This is a genomic window from Bacillus sp. CHD6a (genome assembly GCF_001293645.1).
Classification (GTDB): domain Bacteria; phylum Bacillota; class Bacilli; order Bacillales; family Bacillaceae_I; genus Sutcliffiella_A.
Genome location: NZ_LBMD01000040.1, coordinates 1 through 20,598 on the forward strand (window position 1 = coordinate 1; position 20,598 = coordinate 20,598).

The 20,598-nt window shown below is 39.5% G+C and carries 20 protein-coding genes and 1 riboswitch; of the genes, 3 read left to right on the forward strand and 17 right to left on the reverse strand.

What is annotated here, in order from left to right; all coding sequences use genetic code 11:
• Nucleotides 1-722: 722 nt before the first annotated feature.
• The 10 genes from AAV98_RS18975 to AAV98_RS19020 form a co-directional block, all read right to left on the reverse strand.
• Nucleotides 723-1,688, reverse strand: a complete 966-nt coding sequence (locus AAV98_RS18975) for a YpdA family putative bacillithiol disulfide reductase (protein ID WP_060667086.1) — start codon at nucleotides 1,686-1,688, stop codon at nucleotides 723-725.
• A 308-nt stretch (nucleotides 1,689-1,996) separates the two neighbouring features.
• Nucleotides 1,997-3,277: a Glu/Leu/Phe/Val family dehydrogenase gene (locus tag AAV98_RS18980; RefSeq protein WP_060667087.1), complete on the reverse strand. Its 1,281-nt coding sequence runs from the start codon at nucleotides 3,275-3,277 to the stop codon at nucleotides 1,997-1,999.
• Between the two features lie 201 nt (nucleotides 3,278-3,478).
• Nucleotides 3,479-4,069 (reverse strand): genetic competence negative regulator, encoded by a 591-nt coding sequence (locus AAV98_RS18985; RefSeq protein ID WP_060667088.1) that lies wholly within the window; start codon nucleotides 4,067-4,069, stop codon nucleotides 3,479-3,481.
• A gap of 99 nt (nucleotides 4,070-4,168) precedes the next feature.
• Nucleotides 4,169-5,083: a MerR family transcriptional regulator gene (locus AAV98_RS18990; RefSeq protein WP_060667089.1), complete on the reverse strand. Its 915-nt coding sequence runs from the start codon at nucleotides 5,081-5,083 to the stop codon at nucleotides 4,169-4,171.
• Nucleotides 5,084-5,202: 119 nt separating this feature from the next.
• The gene (locus AAV98_RS18995; protein WP_060667090.1) at nucleotides 5,203-5,979 is read right to left on the reverse strand and encodes a metallophosphoesterase; all 777 of its coding nucleotides are present in this window, start codon (nucleotides 5,977-5,979) and stop codon (nucleotides 5,203-5,205) included.
• Between the two features lie 68 nt (nucleotides 5,980-6,047).
• Nucleotides 6,048-6,503: a DUF2663 family protein gene (locus AAV98_RS19000; RefSeq protein WP_060667091.1), complete on the reverse strand. Its 456-nt coding sequence runs from the start codon at nucleotides 6,501-6,503 to the stop codon at nucleotides 6,048-6,050.
• Nucleotides 6,504-6,962: 459 nt separating this feature from the next.
• Nucleotides 6,963-7,652, reverse strand: coding sequence for a LysM peptidoglycan-binding domain-containing protein (locus AAV98_RS19005; protein ID WP_060667092.1), 690 nt, complete (start codon nucleotides 7,650-7,652; stop codon nucleotides 6,963-6,965).
• Nucleotides 7,639-8,253 (reverse strand): CPBP family intramembrane glutamic endopeptidase, encoded by a 615-nt coding sequence (locus AAV98_RS19010; RefSeq protein WP_060667093.1) that lies wholly within the window; start codon nucleotides 8,251-8,253, stop codon nucleotides 7,639-7,641. Before AAV98_RS19010 ends, AAV98_RS19005 begins: the two co-directional genes overlap by 14 nt.
• Nucleotides 8,250-9,782, reverse strand: a complete 1,533-nt coding sequence (locus AAV98_RS19015; protein ID WP_060667094.1) for a RecQ family ATP-dependent DNA helicase — start codon at nucleotides 9,780-9,782, stop codon at nucleotides 8,250-8,252. The genes AAV98_RS19010 and AAV98_RS19015 overlap by 4 nt, the downstream gene beginning before the upstream one ends.
• Complete coding sequence (locus tag AAV98_RS19020) at nucleotides 9,754-10,845, reverse strand: helix-turn-helix domain-containing protein (RefSeq protein ID WP_060667095.1); 1,092 nt, start codon at nucleotides 10,843-10,845, stop codon at nucleotides 9,754-9,756. Before AAV98_RS19020 ends, AAV98_RS19015 begins: the two co-directional genes overlap by 29 nt.
• A gap of 252 nt (nucleotides 10,846-11,097) precedes the next feature.
• On the opposite strand from AAV98_RS19020, the gene AAV98_RS19025 reads away from it, so the two are divergent.
• Nucleotides 11,098-11,346, forward strand: coding sequence for a ferredoxin (locus AAV98_RS19025; protein ID WP_010194489.1), 249 nt, complete (start codon nucleotides 11,098-11,100; stop codon nucleotides 11,344-11,346).
• A gap of 66 nt (nucleotides 11,347-11,412) precedes the next feature.
• On the opposite strand, the gene AAV98_RS19030 is transcribed toward AAV98_RS19025, so the two are convergent.
• Nucleotides 11,413-11,997, reverse strand: coding sequence for an ECF transporter S component (locus AAV98_RS19030; RefSeq protein ID WP_060667096.1), 585 nt, complete (start codon nucleotides 11,995-11,997; stop codon nucleotides 11,413-11,415).
• 179 nt (nucleotides 11,998-12,176) lie between these two features.
• Nucleotides 12,177-12,312, reverse strand: a riboswitch (FMN riboswitch).
• A 196-nt stretch (nucleotides 12,313-12,508) separates the two neighbouring features.
• On the opposite strand from AAV98_RS19030, the gene serA reads away from it, so the two are divergent.
• On the forward strand, nucleotides 12,509-14,083 hold the full coding sequence (gene serA / locus AAV98_RS19035) for a phosphoglycerate dehydrogenase (RefSeq protein WP_060667097.1): 1,575 nt from the start codon (nucleotides 12,509-12,511) through the stop codon (nucleotides 14,081-14,083).
• 61 nt (nucleotides 14,084-14,144) lie between these two features.
• Here serA and AAV98_RS19040 read toward each other — a convergent pair whose 3' ends face one another.
• The 4 genes from AAV98_RS19040 to AAV98_RS19050 all read right to left on the reverse strand — a co-directional run bounded on the left by AAV98_RS19040 (nucleotide 14,145) and on the right by AAV98_RS19050 (nucleotide 17,324).
• Entirely contained in the window at nucleotides 14,145-14,957 is an 813-nt protein-coding gene (locus tag AAV98_RS19040) for a histidinol-phosphatase (protein WP_060667098.1), read from the reverse strand.
• A 95-nt stretch (nucleotides 14,958-15,052) separates the two neighbouring features.
• The gene (locus tag AAV98_RS20410; RefSeq protein ID WP_156317863.1) at nucleotides 15,053-15,223 is read right to left on the reverse strand and encodes a hypothetical protein; all 171 of its coding nucleotides are present in this window, start codon (nucleotides 15,221-15,223) and stop codon (nucleotides 15,053-15,055) included.
• A 17-nt stretch (nucleotides 15,224-15,240) separates the two neighbouring features.
• Complete coding sequence (locus AAV98_RS19045; RefSeq protein WP_060667099.1) at nucleotides 15,241-16,017, reverse strand: 3-hydroxybutyrate dehydrogenase; 777 nt, start codon at nucleotides 16,015-16,017, stop codon at nucleotides 15,241-15,243.
• A gap of 20 nt (nucleotides 16,018-16,037) precedes the next feature.
• On the reverse strand, nucleotides 16,038-17,324 hold the full coding sequence (locus AAV98_RS19050; protein WP_060667100.1) for a GntP family permease: 1,287 nt from the start codon (nucleotides 17,322-17,324) through the stop codon (nucleotides 16,038-16,040).
• A gap of 243 nt (nucleotides 17,325-17,567) precedes the next feature.
• On the opposite strand from AAV98_RS19050, the gene AAV98_RS20415 reads away from it, so the two are divergent.
• Nucleotides 17,568-18,176, forward strand: a complete 609-nt coding sequence (locus AAV98_RS20415; RefSeq protein ID WP_156317864.1) for a hypothetical protein — start codon at nucleotides 17,568-17,570, stop codon at nucleotides 18,174-18,176.
• 348 nt (nucleotides 18,177-18,524) lie between these two features.
• Here the strand turns inward: AAV98_RS20415 and AAV98_RS19060 are convergent, their stop codons facing one another.
• Both AAV98_RS19060 and sigX read right to left on the reverse strand, forming a co-directional pair.
• Nucleotides 18,525-19,802: a hypothetical protein gene (locus AAV98_RS19060; protein ID WP_060667102.1), complete on the reverse strand. Its 1,278-nt coding sequence runs from the start codon at nucleotides 19,800-19,802 to the stop codon at nucleotides 18,525-18,527.
• Nucleotides 19,792-20,328 (reverse strand): RNA polymerase sigma factor SigX, encoded by a 537-nt coding sequence (gene sigX, locus AAV98_RS19065; RefSeq protein WP_060667103.1) that lies wholly within the window; start codon nucleotides 20,326-20,328, stop codon nucleotides 19,792-19,794. Before sigX ends, AAV98_RS19060 begins: the two co-directional genes overlap by 11 nt.
• Nucleotides 20,329-20,598: the final 270 nt, after the last annotated feature.

Sequence of the window (20,598 nt, forward strand, 5' to 3'; positions counted from 1 at the left end):
GTGAGACGGCCTCTCTCCTACCGTTTTCGGGATCTGACATCCGGTTTTGGGGGTGAGACGGCCTCTCTCCTACCGTTTTCGGGATCTGACATGCATTTCGGGCGGTGAGACGGCCTCTCTCCTACCGTTTTCGGGATCTGACATCCGGTTTGGGCGGTGAGACGGCCTCTCTCCTACCGTTTTAGAGATCTCACACGCATTTCGGGAGAAGAGACGCCCTCTCTCCTACCGTTTCAGAGATCTCACACACATTTCGGGCGAAGAGACGCCCTATCTCCTACCGTTTTCGGGATCTGACATGCATTTCGGGCGAAGAGATGCCCTCTCTCCTACCGTTTTCGAGATCTGACATGCATTTCGGGTGGTGAGACGCCCTCTCTCCTACCGCTTCAGAGATCTCACACACATTTCGGGCGAAGAGACGCCCTATCTCCTACCGTTTTTGAGATCTGACATGCATTTTGGGCGTTGAGACGCCCTATCTCCTACCGTTTTAAATATCTCACACGCATTTCGGGCGAAGAGACGCCCTATCTCCTACCGTTTTCGAGATCTGACACGCATTTCGGGCGGTGAGACGCCCTATCTCCTACCGTTTTAAAGATCTCACACACATTTCGGGCGAAGAGACGCCCTCTCCCCTACCGTTTCACGAACCCTGGTTGCTGTTTGGGGCTTAGATAGCCCAAAATCAAACCCTCAACCAAAAATACCAAACCTTACTACCGCCTTTTAATACTTTCCGCTATCATCCCGCCATGAAAACGTCCGTTTTCGATAAAGATCTCGTTTGCATTATTACCTGCTGCAATAACACCTGCAATGAATATCCCAGAAATGTTTGTTTCCATTGTTTCCTCGTTAAACGTTGGACGTCCTGTCTCTTCATCAATCCCTACGCCCATCTTAGTTAAGAAAGAATGATCTGGATGATAACCAATCATAGCAAACACGTGATCATTATATAACGTTTGCTCCTCACCAGCTTTATTAGATAATGAAATCTCTTTCTCCGTAATTCTAGTCACGTTTGACTCAAACTCCATGCGGATGGTGCCATTACGTACTAAGGCGTCAAATTCCGGAAGAATCCAAGGTTTGACACTCGGTGAATACGTCTCTCCTCGGTAGATGACGGTTACATGTGCATCAGCTTTTACTAATTCCAATGCAGCATCCACACTTGAGTTCTTGCCTCCAATGACAGCTACATGTTTATCGAAATAAGGGTGTCCCTCCTTAAAGTAATGCGACACTTTATTTAAGTCAGCTCCAGGCACATCTAGTTTATTGTGATTATCATAATAGCCTGTTGCAATGATTACATACTTTGTAGAGTAGGATTGTTTAGAGGTATGTACAATAAATGAACCGTCCTCCATTTTTTCCACATGCTCTACTAATTCAAAAGCATTCACTTCAATTTCTTTTCTCTTTACTACTTCTCGATAGTAAGTCAGTGCTTGTATCCTGACGGGTTTTCTATTTTCCGTAATAAATGGCACTTCTCCTATTTCCAGTTTCTCACTTGAACTAAAAAATGTTTGGTGTGTTGGGTAGTTGTATATGGCATTAACAATGTTTCCTTTTTCTATGACAAGCGGGGATAGTCCTGCATCTTTAAGTGCAATGGCTGCTGCCAGTCCGCATGGACCACCGCCGACAATGATGGCATCTCTGTTTATCACGGTTGTTCAACTCCGTATTCTTAAATTCAAGGGATCTTTTATAGCTTTGTTGATCTCCGTTGCAGGCTCTTCGCTTTCCGCGGCGGTCCGTGAGCCTCCTCGCTCCGTTGCGGCGTCTCAAGCTACCGCAATCACCCCTAGGACAAGGAAGGCTTCGACAGCGATACATCGCACGAAGAAAATGCGATAGCATTTTCGAGGAGTCTTCGAGTCTTCCACTCCGATCAACAAGGGTTCTTCATTTACTTACTCAATTGGAAAATCCCCCATCATTATATGATAGGGGATTGTGAAAGCTTACGCAAATATTAAATCCAGCCTCTAAAGCGGGATGCTTCGGCCATTTTACGTGCACCGACCATATAAGCAGATAATCGCATATCTACACGACGGCTTTGAGAAGTTTCATACACATTATTAAAGGATCTAACCATTACTTTTTCAAGCTTTTCTTCTACTTCTTCTTCTGTCCAATAGTAGCCTTGGTTATTTTGTACCCATTCGAAGTAAGACACCGTCACTCCGCCTGCACTTGCAAGTACGTCTGGAACTAACAGAATGCCACGGTCCGTTAGTATTTGCGTACCTTCAATCGTAGTAGGGCCATTGGCTGCTTCTACAACGATTTTAGCACGGATATTGTGGGCGTTCTCTTCGGTAATTTGGTTTTCAATGGCTGCCGGAACTAAAATATCACACTCAAGCTCAAGCAATTCCTTATTTGTAATAGTGTTATTGAAAAGTTTTGTGACCGTTCCAAAACTGTCTCGACGATCTAATAAATAGTCAATGTCCAGACCATTTGGATCATAAAGCCCACCGTATGCATCAGAAATACCTACAACCTTCGCTCCTGCGTCATGCATGAACTTGGAAAGATAACTACCTGCATTACCAAATCCTTGGACAACAACACGAGCACCTTCAATGTTTATTCCTTTTTTCTTGGCTGCTTCACGAATGCAGATGGTAACACCTTTTGCAGTAGCCGATTCACGACCGTGGGAACCGCCTAGCACTAATGGTTTTCCTGTGATAAATCCAGGTGAGTTGAATTCATCTATTCTGCTATATTCATCCATCATCCATGCCATAATCTGAGAATTGGTAAAGACGTCTGGAGCAGGAATATCTTTTGTAGGTCCTACAATTTGACTGATTGCACGAACGTAACCACGGCTTAATCTTTCTAATTCTCTAAATGACATCTCACGGGGATCGCAGACAATTCCGCCTTTACCTCCACCATAAGGAAGGTCCACAATACCACATTTCAAACTCATCCAGATGGATAGTGCTTTCACTTCTTTTTCAGAGACATTCGGGTGAAAACGGATTCCACCTTTAGTTGGTCCAACTGCATCATTATGTTGTGCGCGATATCCAGTAAAGATCTTTACTGATCCGTCATCCATCCGAACAGGGATTTTTACCGTAAGCATACGCATAGGTTCTTTTAGTAGTTCATAAACTTCTTCGGGATAGCCTAGCCTCTCTAACGCTTTATGTATAACAACTTGTGTCGATTTTAATACATCTAACTTATCTTCATTAGTACTTTTTTTATCATTGCTTTTCTCGGCTACCATAAGTAAACCTCCTAGATTGTCTCACATAATAAGATTGAAAAAAGTCCATCTTCATGACATAGTATACACCTTACTTTAACTTATGCAAAGATAGAAAATAAACTTTTATTAAAAAATTGTAACCGATTACAAAACGTAAGAAATATCTGAAAATACTTACAGCCTACACTACAAATTTATATATGTAGGATAGGCTGTCTTCTATTTAAAATACGTATTAATTTGCTGGATAGCGGAATGTTTCATAATTATTTTGCCATATTCTTCAACTCGATGTATTGTCATGGTCGACGGTGTGCCGTATTCAGACAATAGTGCGATTATGGTGTCAATATTCAATTCAGCATCAACTTCTTCGTCCATAAGAAGAAGATAGAACATTTGCTCATGACAATAAATGGTACCGCCATTTATCTTGAGGCCCTGAAGCCTTTTGGCTAAGTCAATTAAGTGGTCGAACGATTGAAACACATAAAACAGCTCTTGGCATTCATCTACTGTCACTTGCATTTCTATATAATCATCATTGAACTCTTCTTCTATTTCCTCATGTTCTGTTGATGTTACGATAACCACCATTCCTTGAGCTTGAAGAGCATATACTTCTACATTCAATGATCCGCTCACTTCAAAACCCAACTCCGCACTAGCTTCATCAATCATGTCTCGAAACAGCTGATGAACCTTTTGCGAATCCTTCCATAGATCCTCTTTTGTTAACCCGCGGTCTTCCAAGTCATCAAATGTGAGGAATATCTTTATCTTGTTGTAGTTTAAACGTTCCAGCCGCATGAAAGACTCCTCCCAACCTTTAACACCAGTGAACTTCTTACATTTTATGATAAAAGGTGTAAGTTGGTTCGTGAGTAATTGTTATTGTTGGGGATGAAATCAGTTCATTCTTACTCTCAGCCAATCTTCCCATTCTTTCATTGATTTTCCTATTAAATGTTCATTAAATTGGCTTTTTTTATTTTCAGGGATTTTATCTACTGCTGTACCACCCAAACCAATAATCAGATCCGGATATTGTTCTTTAAGTGATGTCACTAGCTCTAATGTTTTTGGCAGATTGATGGAGAGTGTGCATGATAGAAATAAAAACTTAGGCTGTACTTCTTTTAGAACAACATGTATATCATCATCAACAATACTCGTACCTAAATATATTGTTTCAAATCCTTTTCTACGTACAAACAATGTATAGATTAATAAACCAAGTTCATGCCATTCTCCTGGTCCGCACACTGAAACGGTTTTAGGCAAGAACCCATTAACAGGTAATCCATGAAGAATCATTCCAATTCGAGAACGTAAAAATGCAGTAGCAAAGTGTTCATGGGCGCTTGATATTTCATCATGTTCCCACATGTCACCAACCTTCACGAGCAGGGTTCCCAAAATATCTATCAAAACTTTTTCTACAGAATATAAGCTAAATATTCTATCCATTAACTCGTGCGCTTGGCCTTCATTAAATTCTAATAGAGCTTCTAGCAACTGGTTTAGCAAATCAGTAGATAAATCTCCTTGATCCGTATGATGTGGGGAATCTGTTTCCAAAAGAGCCTGCGTGTTTTTTTCAAATAGTGAAACCGCTTGACTGATGGTAAACCCTTTATTTACCCTCTGTATTAACCATTTGAGTATTTTAATATGCTCTTCCGTGTATAAGCGATGCCCAGATTCGTTCCTTACGGGCGCTATTATCTGATATCTTCTTTCCCATGCCCGTAATGTACCCGGTTGGATACCCAGCATTTTGGATGCTGCCTTAATATTATATTTACCTTCGTTATTTGCCATACAGATCCCTTTCTCTCTTTGCAAAATCATTACTTGCATTATATAGCACGAATGTTGTTGTGTAAACTTTGTATAGGTTTTGAATAGGCTGACAAAGAAAAAAGAGCGGCACCTGATAATCAGGCCTCCGCTCTAGTTGTAATGGTCAATATATGTGTTTCAGGTGGAGCACCTAGTCTTAATGGGACCAAGGATGTCCCAAAGCCATTACTAATTAACTGTGTTGTATGAGGAAGGTGCGTTAATCTACCTCTTTCATGAGGACCGAAACCAAAAATCCTAATTTGCCCTCCGTGAGTATGCCCACTTAAAACTAGGCTGATTTTTTCCTCATCTGTAAATTTATCGACTATCTCAGGTTCATGACTGACCAAGATTTTGAAACTGTCTTTATTTGTTACTTCTAACGCGGTTTCAAGCTCGTCCCGTTCGTGAACCATATCATCTACACCAACTAATTCAAGCTTGTCTCCATCTTCACTTTCAAATAAATAGCTCGAGTTATCAAGTATTTTCACTTCGTGTTGAAGAAGAAGGGAGTCTAGTTCATGATAATCAACCTCATAATCATTATTTCCCCATGCAAAAAAAACAATGCCAAGTCTCTTTAGTTGCTTGATATTATCAGAAACTTGTTGTAAAGGTACCTTCTTCTCCGTTAAATCACCACCTATAATAACCACATCAATGTTTTTAATCTTATCAATGAATTGAGAATTAATTTTTCGTTTATGGATGTCAGAGATAAAAAAGATTCTAATTTTGCCAAAGCTTTTCGGAAAATCTGGAAAAGCTAGCGTTTGCTCCAAAATATTTTCTTGCATTGCTTGCTTGTACATATAAAAAAGAAGTGATACTCCAAAAAGAGTTACCACTCCAAGTAGAATCCATATCATATCGAAGTTCCCCTTTTACACATGTTTGTACATCCACTATATCATAATTATGGGAAAGTGCATGATACTCACTTGGTCTCATGATATAAATTTATATCAAACTCTTTTTTCATGAGATCAAATACGTGATGTCTTTGCTTCCAATCGGCAGGTTTCGACCAGTAATCATCACTACGTTTCACCATTTCCTTTCTGAGGTCATGGTATTCCTTTTCTGCTTTATCTTTTTTATATAGTAGGTACTTAATCATCCCGATTTGATAGGCAATAAACATGACAATCCAAAAATGAATGGAACGATCAAAGAAGTAGGAAATGCTAGCTGAAGAAGAAGAAAACTGTTTAAAAATAAAAAAATAAATATATGTTAAAAACAGCCCCAACGTAATGCAACAGGAAATTCTCCATCTCCACTCCCGCTTTTTAAATGTATCTTGTTTACGCTTTTTGTCTACTAAGAGTTGTAGTGTTTGTTTTGTTGCTTCGTCAGTATGGTGATTTAGCGACTTTATAGCATGTTCCAATATCATCCCCTCTTTCCAACCTGTCCTACTAAAAAACTATGCAAGACACATCCACTCTATGATTTACTAATGGAGAGATTTGGGGCAAATAGAAAAAAACAAACCGAGCAGAACTACCACCCGGTCTTTAGAAGCTAAAATTTTTAGTTATTGGTTAATCACCGCTGTTCCTTTCGCCAGTCTCTGCCATTTGCTCCCATACACAGCTGAAAATCAAGAAAACTTAACATAAATGCTTTAACGCTTTATCAATTAACCAAGTTAAATAACGTAACACAATCCCTCTGGTGAATAATATCACCTTGTTGATTGGAGTGGAAGGCGCGCAGACGCCCGCGGGAGGAAGGGACAGGTGAGACCCCTGAAACGTTGTGAGGAGGCTCACGGACCACCCGCAGGCAAGCGAAGCGCCCTGAACAGAAATCAACGGTATTATGTTCTGTTTACTTTGGCTTAATGTTATCTATTTATAGGAATGAGAAGCTTTTGACCGACAATTACTTGGTCGTTTACAAGATTATTGTGGTCACTGATGATCCTTTCTCCATCTCTGCTGCTGAAATATTTCATGGAAATGCGGTAAAGTGTTTCACTTTCTTGCACAACATGCTCCACATATGTCACATTTGAAGGTTCCTCTTCCTTTACATCTTTCTCTTTTGTTTCCGGTTTTGACTCAGGAGTTGATACTGTTTGATTAGTAGAACTTTGATTCTCTTTATTATTCGCGGTTTTTCCAGAGCCTACTGCATCATTTCCTTGATTTGTACTTTCATTTGAATCTTTTTCTTGAGTAGACATCTTCTCAACATCTACTGGGTCCTTCTCCTCTTCCTTATCTGTTGGATCTACAGCACTTGCAGAAACATTTGTAGGAATGGAGATTTGCTCCACGTTTTTAACTGCAGGTGTAAACATTTTGTCTAGAAAATTAGTTTCCTGATTATTGAAATGGATGGCCATAATACTGATAGGAATCAACAAAAACAATACACCTATTAGCCTGACAAACGGAAAATTTACTTTCCATTTTGTTCTCTTGCTTCTTTTTTGTGCGTGAAGTTCACTTCTAGATGGAAGTTTATTTGCTTCTTTTTGTACTTCTTCCCGTAAACCGTCTGCCTGATCTAAACCTTTATTGGTCTCCATCTCTCTCCACTCCCGTCTTATTATTTTTTATATAGTCTGCTCTTATTTTATAGGCGAGCAATAAATCAATTAGAAAATGGGCCCAAATAGTAACCCATAAACTGCCTGTGACTTCATAGGTGTATCCCAGGATAAAACTGATTGTAACGACCAAAATGAACAATACCCATTTATGTAGGTACCTGATGTGAAGTACTGCAAATAAAATACTGGCAACCCAAATACCAAAATGAGTTTGAATAACTCCTCGAAAAAGGAATTCTTCTGCAAAGGCTATAATGAATGCTAAAAAAATAATGTGCGGCAATGACCTTGTCTGAAACATTTTTTCATTAATACCGCCGTCATCTAAAAGCCTTTTGGGTACCAACTTCATGAGTACAAGATCAACAACTACGACAACAAGTGCGATAACTGTCCCAATAACAAAGATATCGATGGGCTGCCATGCAAATATTTGTGTAATGGATTGGATACTGTTAAACAACAAGAAAGCTAGTATGAGTCCGATAACGAAAAAAACAATCTGAGAAAGATAAAGATGATATAAAAGCTCTCTTGCATTCATATGTTTAATAATTTCTGCTTGTCTGTTTTTCAATTCGCATCTTCCTGCCAAAATATTTTTTTCAGAACCTTCTCCCAGCTTGCAGGTTCCTCAAAATTATTCTTTGGTGTACTCATTAATTCGTTACGATAAACATCCATATTCAATCCACAGTTATCACAGCATTGTTCCATAGGTTTAGACATTTTTTCATCGAAGTATAGAAGTAATTCTTTTCTCCTGCAAACAGATGTAATCGTCCATTTATTAAATTCCTCAAGCTTGGAACGTTTCATGGAGGTTCGCTTTTCAATTCTGCTTTGTATCTCGTCCATGCATTGTTCAAGGGTTGTTACATTCAGTTTACCGTGTCTTTTAAAGAACTCATTTAGTTGAAAAAAGAGATACCTCCAATGGGACTCTTGCTCTGGGTATTCTTCTATCCAAACTTTCATTTGTTGCTTTGATAAAGATTCCATTTCACCATACTTTTTCACTAGGCTATGAAGGATAAATGCCACCCACTGCGGGTCCGGTAATTCATTACTAATGATAAATTCTGGTAACATCGCATCTTCTTTACTTTTCAGCATTAGCGCAATACTTTGGTTTCCCCCTCTACCTGCACGACCAATTTCTTGCACATAAGACTCCATCTGAGTTGGCTGATGGTAGTGAAGAACATATCGAACATTACTTTTATTGATGCCCATTCCAAAAGCACTAGTGCAGCAGATAATATCTATCTGGTCCATCAAGAACTGTTGTTGGATTAAAATCCGTTGTTCTTGTGTTAAGCCGGCATGATAATACGCGATTTTTTTTATTCCATTTTCTATTAAGTAGGCATATAGCTCTTCCGTTTTGCTTCTGCTTGAAAAATAGATAATACCAGGTGGTTGCAGGGAAGTCACCAATTCCAAGAGTCTTTCCTTCTTTTCTTGATTATTAATAACCTCTTCTACTTTCAAAGCTATGTTTGGCCTGTCCAATGAATTAATATGAAAAGCAGGATTTGACATACTTAAAAATGTTTGAATGTCTTGAATGACGGCTTTAGTGGCTGTAGCTGTAAGAGCCAAAGTTGGTGGCTCCCCAAGCAATTTCTTAACCATTCCCAATTTTAGATAATCTGTCCGAAAGTCGTGACCCCATTGAGATACACAATGCGCTTCATCTACTACAAACAAGTCAATACGAACTGTCTGAAGTTTCTTGATCCATTTATCTACCTGAAGCATTTCAGGTGAAATAAAAAGGTATTTATAAGAATTCAAGTCGATGGACAACAGCTTTTCCTTTTCAGAGAAAGTTAAAAACGAATTTAATGCGACAACACTTTTTTCTCCACTTGACCTCAGTTGTTGTACCTGGTCTTCCATTAGGGATAATAAGGGAGATACAATGACGACAGTGCCAGGAAGAGCATAACCTGGCAGTTGATAGCATAAAGATTTCCCCCCTCCTGTAGGAAGTAAAGCAATAACGTCTTTTTTTAATAGGATATCCTGGATAATTTCCTTTTGTCCCGGTCTAAAAGAAGAAAAGCCTGTTTTAACTTCCAGCAGGTTGTCTAGATTCATCGCTATCCCCCATCCTTGTAAGCACTAACCTTATTTGAAAATAGCTGATATGAGAATTGTTCAACTTCTCTTTTATTTTTCTAAGCTGATGTGTTTGCATATTGTTAATAACAACTTTGATTGCTTGAACATCGTCCTCTTTTACATAAGGAGTAATGGAAAAGTCTTTTATATGCATGGCAATCTCTACAATGTGATCTTCAATGGTACTTTGCTTCAATCTCCTAATATTAGCAATCTCCACTAGATTCAGTCCTTGATGAAGCAGCTTCAAACTTTTTTGTGTCGTTTCCGTAAGAAGCGGTCTCTCCAGCAAATCACGACATATAACAAAGAGATGTTTGTATGTTGAAGCAGCACCTTTTTGGTCTAAACGTTGAATAATAAAGTGAAGAGCTGATTGAAATTCTACCTGAATCCATGTAATGTCTTTTTTTAAGGTTCTGGAAATTTGCTCATCTGTACTTCCTGCATGGCGATAACCCGTTAGTTTGAGTGCAAAGACAGTTGCTTGATTAGCAGGCAACTGAGTTAGCAAACCGTTTGTTTCATTAAATATTTCTTTTAACAATCGCTTCTTCGAAATGCCTCTTTGACCAATCAAATAATTTTTTACCCAACTCTGGACATGATCATCATACTGGATAGGGATAAAAGTACTTTCTTTTCCTGCCAAATTAGACAACGTTTGAACAAGCAGTGAATACCTCTTCCAAAATGTCAAACTTTTATCTTTGTATGCATATCCATTTAAATAGGGAGCTAAATAAAAAAGCTTGTCGTCATTGGACAACTGTATTTTCCCTTTTTGCGTAAGTTCAAAATGCTCGTTATGTATTTCATGTATCAGTTTTTGGTTTTGTAGTACATGTATGGATTGTTGAAGGAAAGTTCTGTTTAAATCGGGAAAAAGTCCATATACATTAACCAATGCGAAGATATTGGCATCCTGTATAGTTTGAGAAGATTTCTTCCCTCTAAATAAATGGTATATCGCTGAAATGCTCCGTTCTCCTCTAAAAGAATGAAGACATTTCAGACATAAATATTCGAATGAATTCATCAAATTTCTACACCTTTCTTCCCCTACAGACATTTTATCAAAATTTTGTAAAGGATGACATGTTTATCACCTCTTTTCGTCGGGTAATCTAACAATATGTTTCAAAACCCTTGTGTGATAAGCATTCTCATTGAGTTTTCTATTGAAAAGTTGGGAAAACAGTTTTACAATATATAATATGAGGAATTGGTTTCCATCTAATTATTGGAAATCTTTTTAATTGACTAGTTACTATTTGGGAGGTTTATTTTCATGGCAAAATACACGATTGTTGACAAAGATACTTGTATCGCATGTGGAGCGTGCGGCGCTGCAGCTCCAGACATCTATGATTACGATGATGAAGGTATTGCATTCGTAACACTTGATGACAACCAAGGAATTGTAGAAATTCCAGATGTACTCGAAGAAGATATGATGGACGCATTTGAAGGCTGTCCAACTGATTCAATTAAAATTGCTGATGAGCCATTCGATGGCGATGCATTAAAATTTGAATAGTAAATAATGATAAGAAGCCCCCTTCCTGATATGGAATGGGGCTTCTTTTATTTATTGAGTATTTAATTAGACATTTTTTGCTTCTAACTGACGGTCGAGCCAAATCGCAAGCTTCTTGTATAATAATAAGAACAAGAAAGCGACAATTAACCCTTTGATTATGTTAAATGGAAGGATCCCTTTCACGATTCCTTCAATCATCTGAGCAGAAGACCCGGATGGTACATTAAGGAAATAAGTGAATGCGGGTAGAAAGACATAGTAGTTGAGTACACTCATGATTAATGCCATGGAAACAGTACCAGCAACCAAACCTAACCCTAATCCTTTTGTTGAACGAATTTTATTAAAGATGAAGTAAGTTGGCAATATAAACAAGATACCTGCAGTAAAATTAGCCAACTGTCCTACAGGAACTCCTGTCATGCTTCCTTGTACAATATAATGCAGGATATTCTTTATTGCTTCGACTGTGATACCTGCAACAGGTCCAAAGATAATAGCTGCCAGTAATGCTGGGATGTCACTGAAATCCACCGATAGAAATGGTGGCAACAAAGGCAATGGAAAGCTTAGCCACATAAGCAGATACGAAATACCACTTAGCATCCCTACTGTTACCATTTTTTTAACGCGTCTTGATTGATTCATTTTTCTTCTCTCCTTTTCAAATGGAGATCCACCTCGTACGAAAAGAGAGAATTCAAAGATGTGTGTTTATTTCAAGATACCAGACCACGCAAAAAACCGTTTGTCAAATGTACAAACGGGAGTACGAAGGCATCAGGAAATAAGCATCGAAAAAAGAAAAATTTTCGACAACTTTGAACCTCCATCTTCTCCCATCCAGACTATACTGTCGGCTTTGGAATCGCACCAAATCCTGCCCCAAAATAAGGCTCGCGGGCTTAGAGAGATACTCTCATCACCGCCGATCGGGAATTTCACCCTGCCCCGAAGATAGATCATATTATTAACTTACGAGTTTATTATACTCAAAAAATAGTAAAAAGGGAAGAGTAATGAACTGTTATTCATTTTTTATAAGAATATTGCAACAATAAGCGCTTACATAGGTTCGACCTGTTGTAAAGTTATTGACAGTCCCTCTTATAGATGATAAATTATCAGAAATTTTATATTTTTCGGAGGGATTGCATATATGTTTCATGTGCTCGTTGCAGATTCTATAAGTTCAGACGGATTGACCCCGCTCTTAGAAGCGGAAAATGTAATAGTATATCGGAAAGACCGTGAAGGAGAGAACTACAATCCAGAAGACATCGATGCGCTACTCGTTCGCAGTGCTACTCGGGTGGATGATGCCCTGCTCTCTTCCCTTTCCAATGTCAAAGTAGTCGCCAGAGCCGGAGTTGGTGTAGACAATATTGATATAACCGCTGCAACAAAAAGAGGCATAGTCGTTATAAATGCACCCGACGGGAATACGATATCCACTGCAGAGCATACTTTTGCCATGATTTCTTCATTAGTGCGCCATATTCCCCAAGCAAACATGAATGTGAAAGGCTCCCAGTGGAGTAGAAAAAAGTTTATTGGCACAGAGCTATTTGGTAAGACCCTTGGTATTGTGGGATTTGGACGTATTGGCGGTGAAATTGCCAAGCGTGCAAAAGCTTTTCAAATGAAAGTAGTAGTGTATGATCCGTTTTTAACAGACACACGGGCTGAGAAATTAAGTGTCACCTCCTTACCATTAGATGAGGTGATGAAGCAATCAGATATCATTACCGTACATACACCTCTCACGAAAGAAACGAAAGGTCTATTTAATCAAGGAAATATCCCACATTTAAAGAAAGGTGTTTATCTTGTTAACTGCGCCCGTGGTGGAATCATTGATGAAGAAGCGTTGCTCCATCATTTAAACACAGGACATGTGGCTGGTGCCGCTCTTGATGTATTTGAAGTGGAACCACCAACCAATCACGACCTTGTACAGCACGAGCATGTAATTGTGACACCTCATCTTGGCGCATCAACCAAAGAAGCACAATATAATGTTGCTTTCCAAGTTTCCAAGGATGTACTGGCCTATCTAAATGGCCAATCTGTCAACACAAGCATTAACTTGCCTACCATTCCAAAAGAAATATACAAAAAAATTCAACCTTTTTATCAACTTGGAAAAACGGTAGGATCTATTCTTTCACAATCAGCTAAAAGTCCAATGGAAGAAATTACAGCAACCTACGCTGGTGTAATAACGGAGTGGGAAACATCGATTTTGACTAAAAGTATAATAGCAGGGTTTTTAAAAAATCGTGTCGATACGACTGTCAACGAAGTGAATGCAGCTACCATTGCAAAAGAACGAGGAATTAGTTATGGAGAAAAACATCAAACAGATAGTTATGGATACTCCAATATTATTCAAGTTGAGGCTCGTGGAAAAGATGTTAACCTAGTAGTAAGGGCGACGTTCATTGAAGGTTTTGGTGCAAGGATTGTGCATATGAACGGTTTTGATATTGACTTTGCACCTAGCGGACATTTGCTCTATGTGCAACATACGGATCGTCCTGGTGTAATAGGGCAACTTGGTCTCATATTCGGTAAACATGAAACGAATATTGCGACGATGCATGTGGGCCGGATGCTACAAGGCGGTAAAGCCATTATGATGCTTTCTTTTGACCAGCCGCTTGACAAAGTTCTTGTAGATGAAATCCTTCTCATACCCGATATCTCCTCTGCGATTACTTTAGAATTATAACCAGAAAGATAATCCCCTTACATATGTAAGGGGATTGCTTGTTGTCATAAGGGAGGATTGATTAACCCAATTCCATTTCTCTGCGTTCTCCTCGGTTAAAGGTCATAATTGTTTTGTAACCTACTTCTTTTGCAAGTTGAAGAGCTTGGTCATAATCCGCGCCTACATGTTCAGGGATATGAGCATCCGAGGAAAGCACAATGGGTACCCCTTTATCATGACACATCTTCAACAACCGTTTATCAGGATATAATTCCCCAACAGGCTTCCGAAGTCCGGCTGTACTAATTTCCACACACGTTTTTGAGTTGGCAAGTGCAGAAGCTGCTCGGTCATATTGCTCCAATAGAAACTCTTCATCCTTTGGTACATATTTGAAAATTTTGACCAAATCTAGATGTCCGATAATATCAAACATATCTGACTGTGCTAAAGTGACAACTTGATCAAAATATTTGGTATATACCTCATTGGTATCACGGCGATCCCATTCTTTACGAAACTCAGCCAAGTCAATTCCAAAGTCTTCTACCCAATGTATGGAACCGATCACATAGTCAAAAGGGTATGTATCAATAAACTTTTTCATCTCTGCGTGTTTGCCAGGTGTATAATCCATCTCTATAGACATTTTTATATTGATTCCTTCATTCCAAGCTTGCTGAAAAAGTTGATAATAGTCTGCCATATCATAGTATCTTCGTTCTTCCACCCACGGATTACTGAGGATATTCTTTGTTTGATAGAAATGATAGGCATGTTCTGAGATGCCAAACTCGTGAATGCCTTTTTGTTGAGCTACTTTCGTAAATTGTTTCAAGTAATCCAGCGTTAATGTCCCTCGCTCCAGATGGTTATGATAATCAGTAAGCATAGAATATATCCCCTCTCTTCTTTTTTGCTAATTATACTATTTATCCAAAGAAAGTTGGTACCTATTTTCAAAAAATTCACAAAGAAAAAAGATGCTTAATCAGCACCTTTTTCCTCATCATTTAATAGTGGAGTACTATCTCCCAGATTGTACAAGCTTCCGTCCTGATGATCTGAGTTATGATAGAACTTCTGCTCAAGTTTCATGTTTGTAGCTGTGGCTTCTTCCTCCTGTGCCATTCGCTTCTCTTTGGATTCCTTTTTCATTTTTTCACCTCTTCATACTATTGTGCAGTGTATCCTCCATCCATGACTACAGCCTGGCCAGTAACACCTTTTGCTTTATCACTTGCTAAAAACAAAGCATAGTCGGCAATTTCATCTACTGATAATAAACGCTTCTGCGGAACAAGCGGGTAAATAACCAATTCTAACGCTTTTTCTAATGGAATATTTCTTGTGTTTGCAAGATCTTGTAACTGATTTCTAACTAGTGGCGTATCTACATAACCAGGACATAATGCATTCACTGTTATGCCATGTTCCGCTCCTTCTAATGCAGCTACTTTCGTAAGACCAACTACTCCATGTTTCGCACTGTTATACCCCGCTTTACCAGCAAATCCAATTAATCCGTTAATGGAAGCCATGTTTAAAATCCTTCCAAATCCGTTCTTTTTCATTAAAGGAAAGACATGTTTTGTAGCCATAAATGGTGCTATGAGCATTATTTTTAGCAACAGCTCATATTTTTCCGTAGAGAACTCTTCTATCGGGGCAACGTGTTGCATCCCTGCATTATTAATTAAGATATCTACGGATCCAAAATGGTCATAGGTTTGGTCCAATGCCCTCTTTATTTCTTCTTCGTTTGTCACATCACATTTAACTCCATATACTTGATGTCCTTTGTCTTTCAATTGTTTAACTGCTTTTTCAATTCCTTCTTCGTTGATATCTGAAATAGCCACTTTCGCTCCATTTTCAGCAAAACGCTCTCCGATCTCATAGCCTATTCCTTGTGCTGCCCCAGTGATAAATACAACTTTATTCTCAACCATCCTATATCCTCCATTTCAATTTACATTATTCCAATGCTTGCCATAATAATGGCTACCACAACAGCTACAGTAGGAATTAATAATGCTACTACTGCAATATCTTTATAGGAATCTTTGTGTGTAAGACCAGTTACAGCAAAAAGAGTAAGTAAAGCGCCATTATGAGGTAAAATCGAGGCCCCTGAAGCAATGGCAGCGATACGGTGAAAGGCATCTGGATTCATCCCCGTAGATTGCGCCAATTGATAATATTGATCTCCTAAAGCTTCCAAGGCGATACCCATACCTCCAGAGGCAGAACCTGTAATCATCGCCATTAACTGAACAGACAAAGCCTCAGATATAAGTGGGTTCCCTTTTATCCCTAGTAAAATATCCGTTAATGTTTCAAAACCAGGAGCAGCTGTTACGACTGCCCCAAAACCTACAGCAGCACTCGTATTAATGATGGCCATTACTGAACCAGAAGCACCACCATTTATGGCACCAATAAATGACTTGTATTTCTTTAAATTGAATAGCATGATCGCCAATGTTCCAACAATCAGGGATGGGATGATATCCCATCTAAATCCATTGAGTGTGATTACCACAATTAATAATGGTAGAAAGGACAAAATCCAGTTAGGCAACTCTTCTTCTTTTATTTGTTTTACCTCTTGGCCGCCTTTTGGCTCATCAAACGTGTCACCAGACTTGGTTAACCTTCCTTCCCTCCACTTTAAATAGAAATAACCCCCGACAGCCATTATTAAACCTGCTACAATTCCCATAATAGGGGCTGATAAAGGCGTTGATTTAAAGTAGGGAATTGGAATTAGATTCTGAATTTGAGGTGTCCCTGGCAAAGCAGTCATCGTAAATGTGAATGCTCCTAGAGCAAAGGTACCAGGAAGAAGTTTTCTAGAAATATCCGCTTCCCTGAATAACGCAATCGCGAGCGGATAAATGGCAAACACCACAACAAACAAACTCACACCCCCATATGTCAGTACAGCTGCAGCGATTAATACTCCAAGTATGGCTCTCTTTTTTCCTAACAACTTAGTGATTTTAAATGCAACAGCTTGAGCTGCACCTGTGTCTTCCATCAACTTACCAAAGATGGCCCCAAGTAAAAATACGGGAAACCACTGTTTGGCAAAATCAACAAAGCCCGTCATATACGTTTGGGTATACGCAGGTAACAGATCCAAACCACTTAACAACGCTACAACAGCAGAAACAAGTGGAGCTATCCAAATGATGGACCAGCCGAGGTATGCTAGTAACATTAACAGCACTAGCCCAACAATAATACTGAACATATGTACCCTCCTTTAAATGGGAGAAATGGTATTCTACCGATATATGAGGATAGTATTTGCTGATAGGATTTTAAATATGTATATAGTTAAGGGGGATGGCCGTTTAGATAGCCGTTTTTGAATCTTTGGAGGTTTTTTGGGGGAGAGGCCACTTCTCTGTTACCGTTTTTGCTTTTCTGGAGGAGTTTCGGATGGAGAGGCGACTTTTCTTTTACCGTTTTTGTTTTTCTGGAGGAGTTTTGGGTGGAGAGAGCACTTCTCTGTTACCGTTTTTGTTTTTCTGGAGGAGTTTCGGGTGGAGAGAGGACTTCTCTGCTACCGTTTTTGTTTTTCTGGAGGAGTTTCGGGTGGAGAGAGCACTTCTCTGTTACCGTTTTTGCTTTTCTGGAGGAGTTTTGGGTGGAGAGAGCACTTCTCTGTTACCGTTTTTGCTCTTTTGGAGGAGTTTCGGGCGGAGAGGCGACTTTTCTTTTACCGTTTTTGTTTTTCTGGAGGATTTTTGGGCGGAGAGAGCACTTCTCTGTTACCTATTTAGCTTTTCTGGAGGAATTTCGGGATGGGCGGAGATACCTACCACTTCTCTTTAACCGTTCCTGCTCTTCCGGAGGAGTTTCGGGTGGAGAGACCACTTCTCTACTACCGCTTTTGTTTTTCTGGAGGAGTTTCGGGTGGAGAGAGCACTTCTCTACTACCGTTTTTGATTCTCTGGAGGAATTTCGGGCGGAGAGACCTCTTCTCTGTTACCGTTTTTGCTCTTCTGGAGGAGTTTTGGGTGGAGACACCTCTTCTCTACTACCGTTTTTGATTCTCTGGAGAAATTTCGGGCGGAGAGACCTACCCACTTCTCTTTAACCGTCCCTCCTCTTCTGAAGGAGTTTCGGGTGGAGAGACCCCCTCTCTACTACCGTTTTTGATTCTCTGGAGGAGATTCGGGCGGAGACACCACCTCTCTACTACCGTTTTTGATTCTCTGGAGAAATTTCGGGCGGAGAGACCTCTACTCTACTACCGTTTTTTCTTTTCAAGTAACAATTTCGGGCGCAAAGACCACCTCTCTGTTACCGTTCCTGCTTCTCAAGTTACAATTCGGGCACAGAGACCACTTCCCTATTACCGTTTTCGCTTTTCCAGTAACAATTCCGGCGCAGAGAGAATCCGAAAAAGTAAAAAAGCGTGCTACATCTCCGCACGCTTTTTACATTACTCACTATATATAATTGGATTCGGGGAGTAAGGAACGCTAACTTCTTCATTGAGTGTGATGTTCCCAATAGCCCCATTCTGAGAGGACTCAAAAACCACACTCCTCAATCCAAATTCTTTTGCTACCATCATCATTGCCTCAAGGGCAAAAATAGTTTCGTCGTTATTCTCCAGTATGCTGCTATCTGTAAGCTTAATGCGAGCTATTGCACCATCACTTTCCAACCGCACCCCTGCCACTTTTACCGTCTCTGGAATGGATGGCTCTAGCTTACTGCCATCACTTTGTTCTGGTGCATTTGTCATTGCTGTGAGAGCATCACCTATTGATTTAAAACGCTCATGTCCAGGTACTAATAAAGGGAGGCTACCTGTATGATATTTGAAATAAGCCCTCTTGTTTTTAGTCTGTAACTCTACCGGGCCATCATATACATGATTGCCAATTTCCACACCTTTTGTTGATCCATTGTTACTAAACAAAATGTGAGTATAGTTAGTACTGAAGGAATCACTAAGTTCTTTAGTGAAAAGAATGTCTTGATAAGATGCTAAGCCTTTAGCCATATCAGATACATCTAGTATTGGCATAGGACTAGCTAACCCTATGTCCCCTTCTGAAATTTTTACATTGTCATTAATGAACGGGGTTACAGTTCCATACTCCTCGTATGCAATTTTCCCCCTCACCTTATTAAGAGCATCTACGTATGTGTCATTTTCACCACGAGGAACAATCACTGTCAATGGGGTTGTAGACCCTCCATGGTTAAGGTGATCCGCCTCTATCAGGGACACCCCAATGGTAACGGCATACTCTAGCTCTTCATTATAAGAAGATGTAACAAAACTCTTTCCTTCTGCAGTATTGATCTCCGCTGCAGCAAAAGAATTTATTTCCTCTTCCCCCTCCGCCTTTAATGAAGATTCTTTCTCTTCCTCTTGCGCTTTCCTGCTGGTGTCTGCCGCCGAATCATCTGACGTTTCATCTGAGTTCATTGTTGCCATATCCATACTTTCTTCTGAGCCACTATTCGCATCAGATCCGCTTAAACTCATGTCAAATTGCATGTTATTAATAAACATCGGTGCCATCAGGGCAAAAATGATTAGAGCAGCAACCAATGCAAAAGCAGGAACCATCTTTGAACGGCGTGGTGAATTCACTAGTTTCGGTTGTATTTCCCTATATATTTGTTTAGAATCACGATCATCTCTCATTTTGGGCATTTGCCTCAATAGCTTTTCCATTTGGTCTTCATCATTATGACGCATTGCTGTTTCCTCCTTTCTCTTGAAGTTCTTCCATATATGCCTTCAAGACCTTTAAGGCTCTGTGTTGAGTTGTTTTCACCTTACTTTCCGTCCAGCCAAGGATATGGGCTGTTTCTTGAATAGAAAGGGCTTGTATGTACCGCAGGACAAGGACTAGTCGGTGATCGACTTTGCATTTATCCAAGCATCGGTACATTTGTTGAACTTGTTCATTTTGTACTGCTATCTCTTCAGGGAGAGGAGCATAATCTCTGACCTGTTGCTTGTTCCAGTCAAAAGTTTCAAGTAGTTTGTTTTTCCAACCTTTTTGTTTGCGAAAGGAATCAATGGCAACATGTTTGGCAATAGAGAACAGCCAGGTCTTTTCGCTGCTTTTCCCTTCAAAACGGTCATAGGAACGCAAAACTTTTATATAAACTTCTTGAACGAGGTCTTCCGCTTGCTCCTTGTTGTTCACCATGTAAAATAAGAACTGATAAACATCCTGGTGATAGTTTTCATAGAGCTCTTGAAAAACGGTATTCATAGTTTCCCTCCGTTCATTTCATTAGTCGTTTATTATAGTAAAAAAGTTACATTACAAATATATTAAAAGAATTACAATTTGACTAGGGTTATATGGTAATTATTTCTTTTAGTTTTATGTTTGTAATATTAGTATAAGGGATGTCCACACAGGATTGTAGGGATTTTTGTAGGTTTTTCTAAGGAGGTTTCATACATATTTCGACCTATTTTCGTCTTTAGAAGGATATAGGGAAACCACAATTGGTTTCCGCAAGTACCTTTTCAAAGT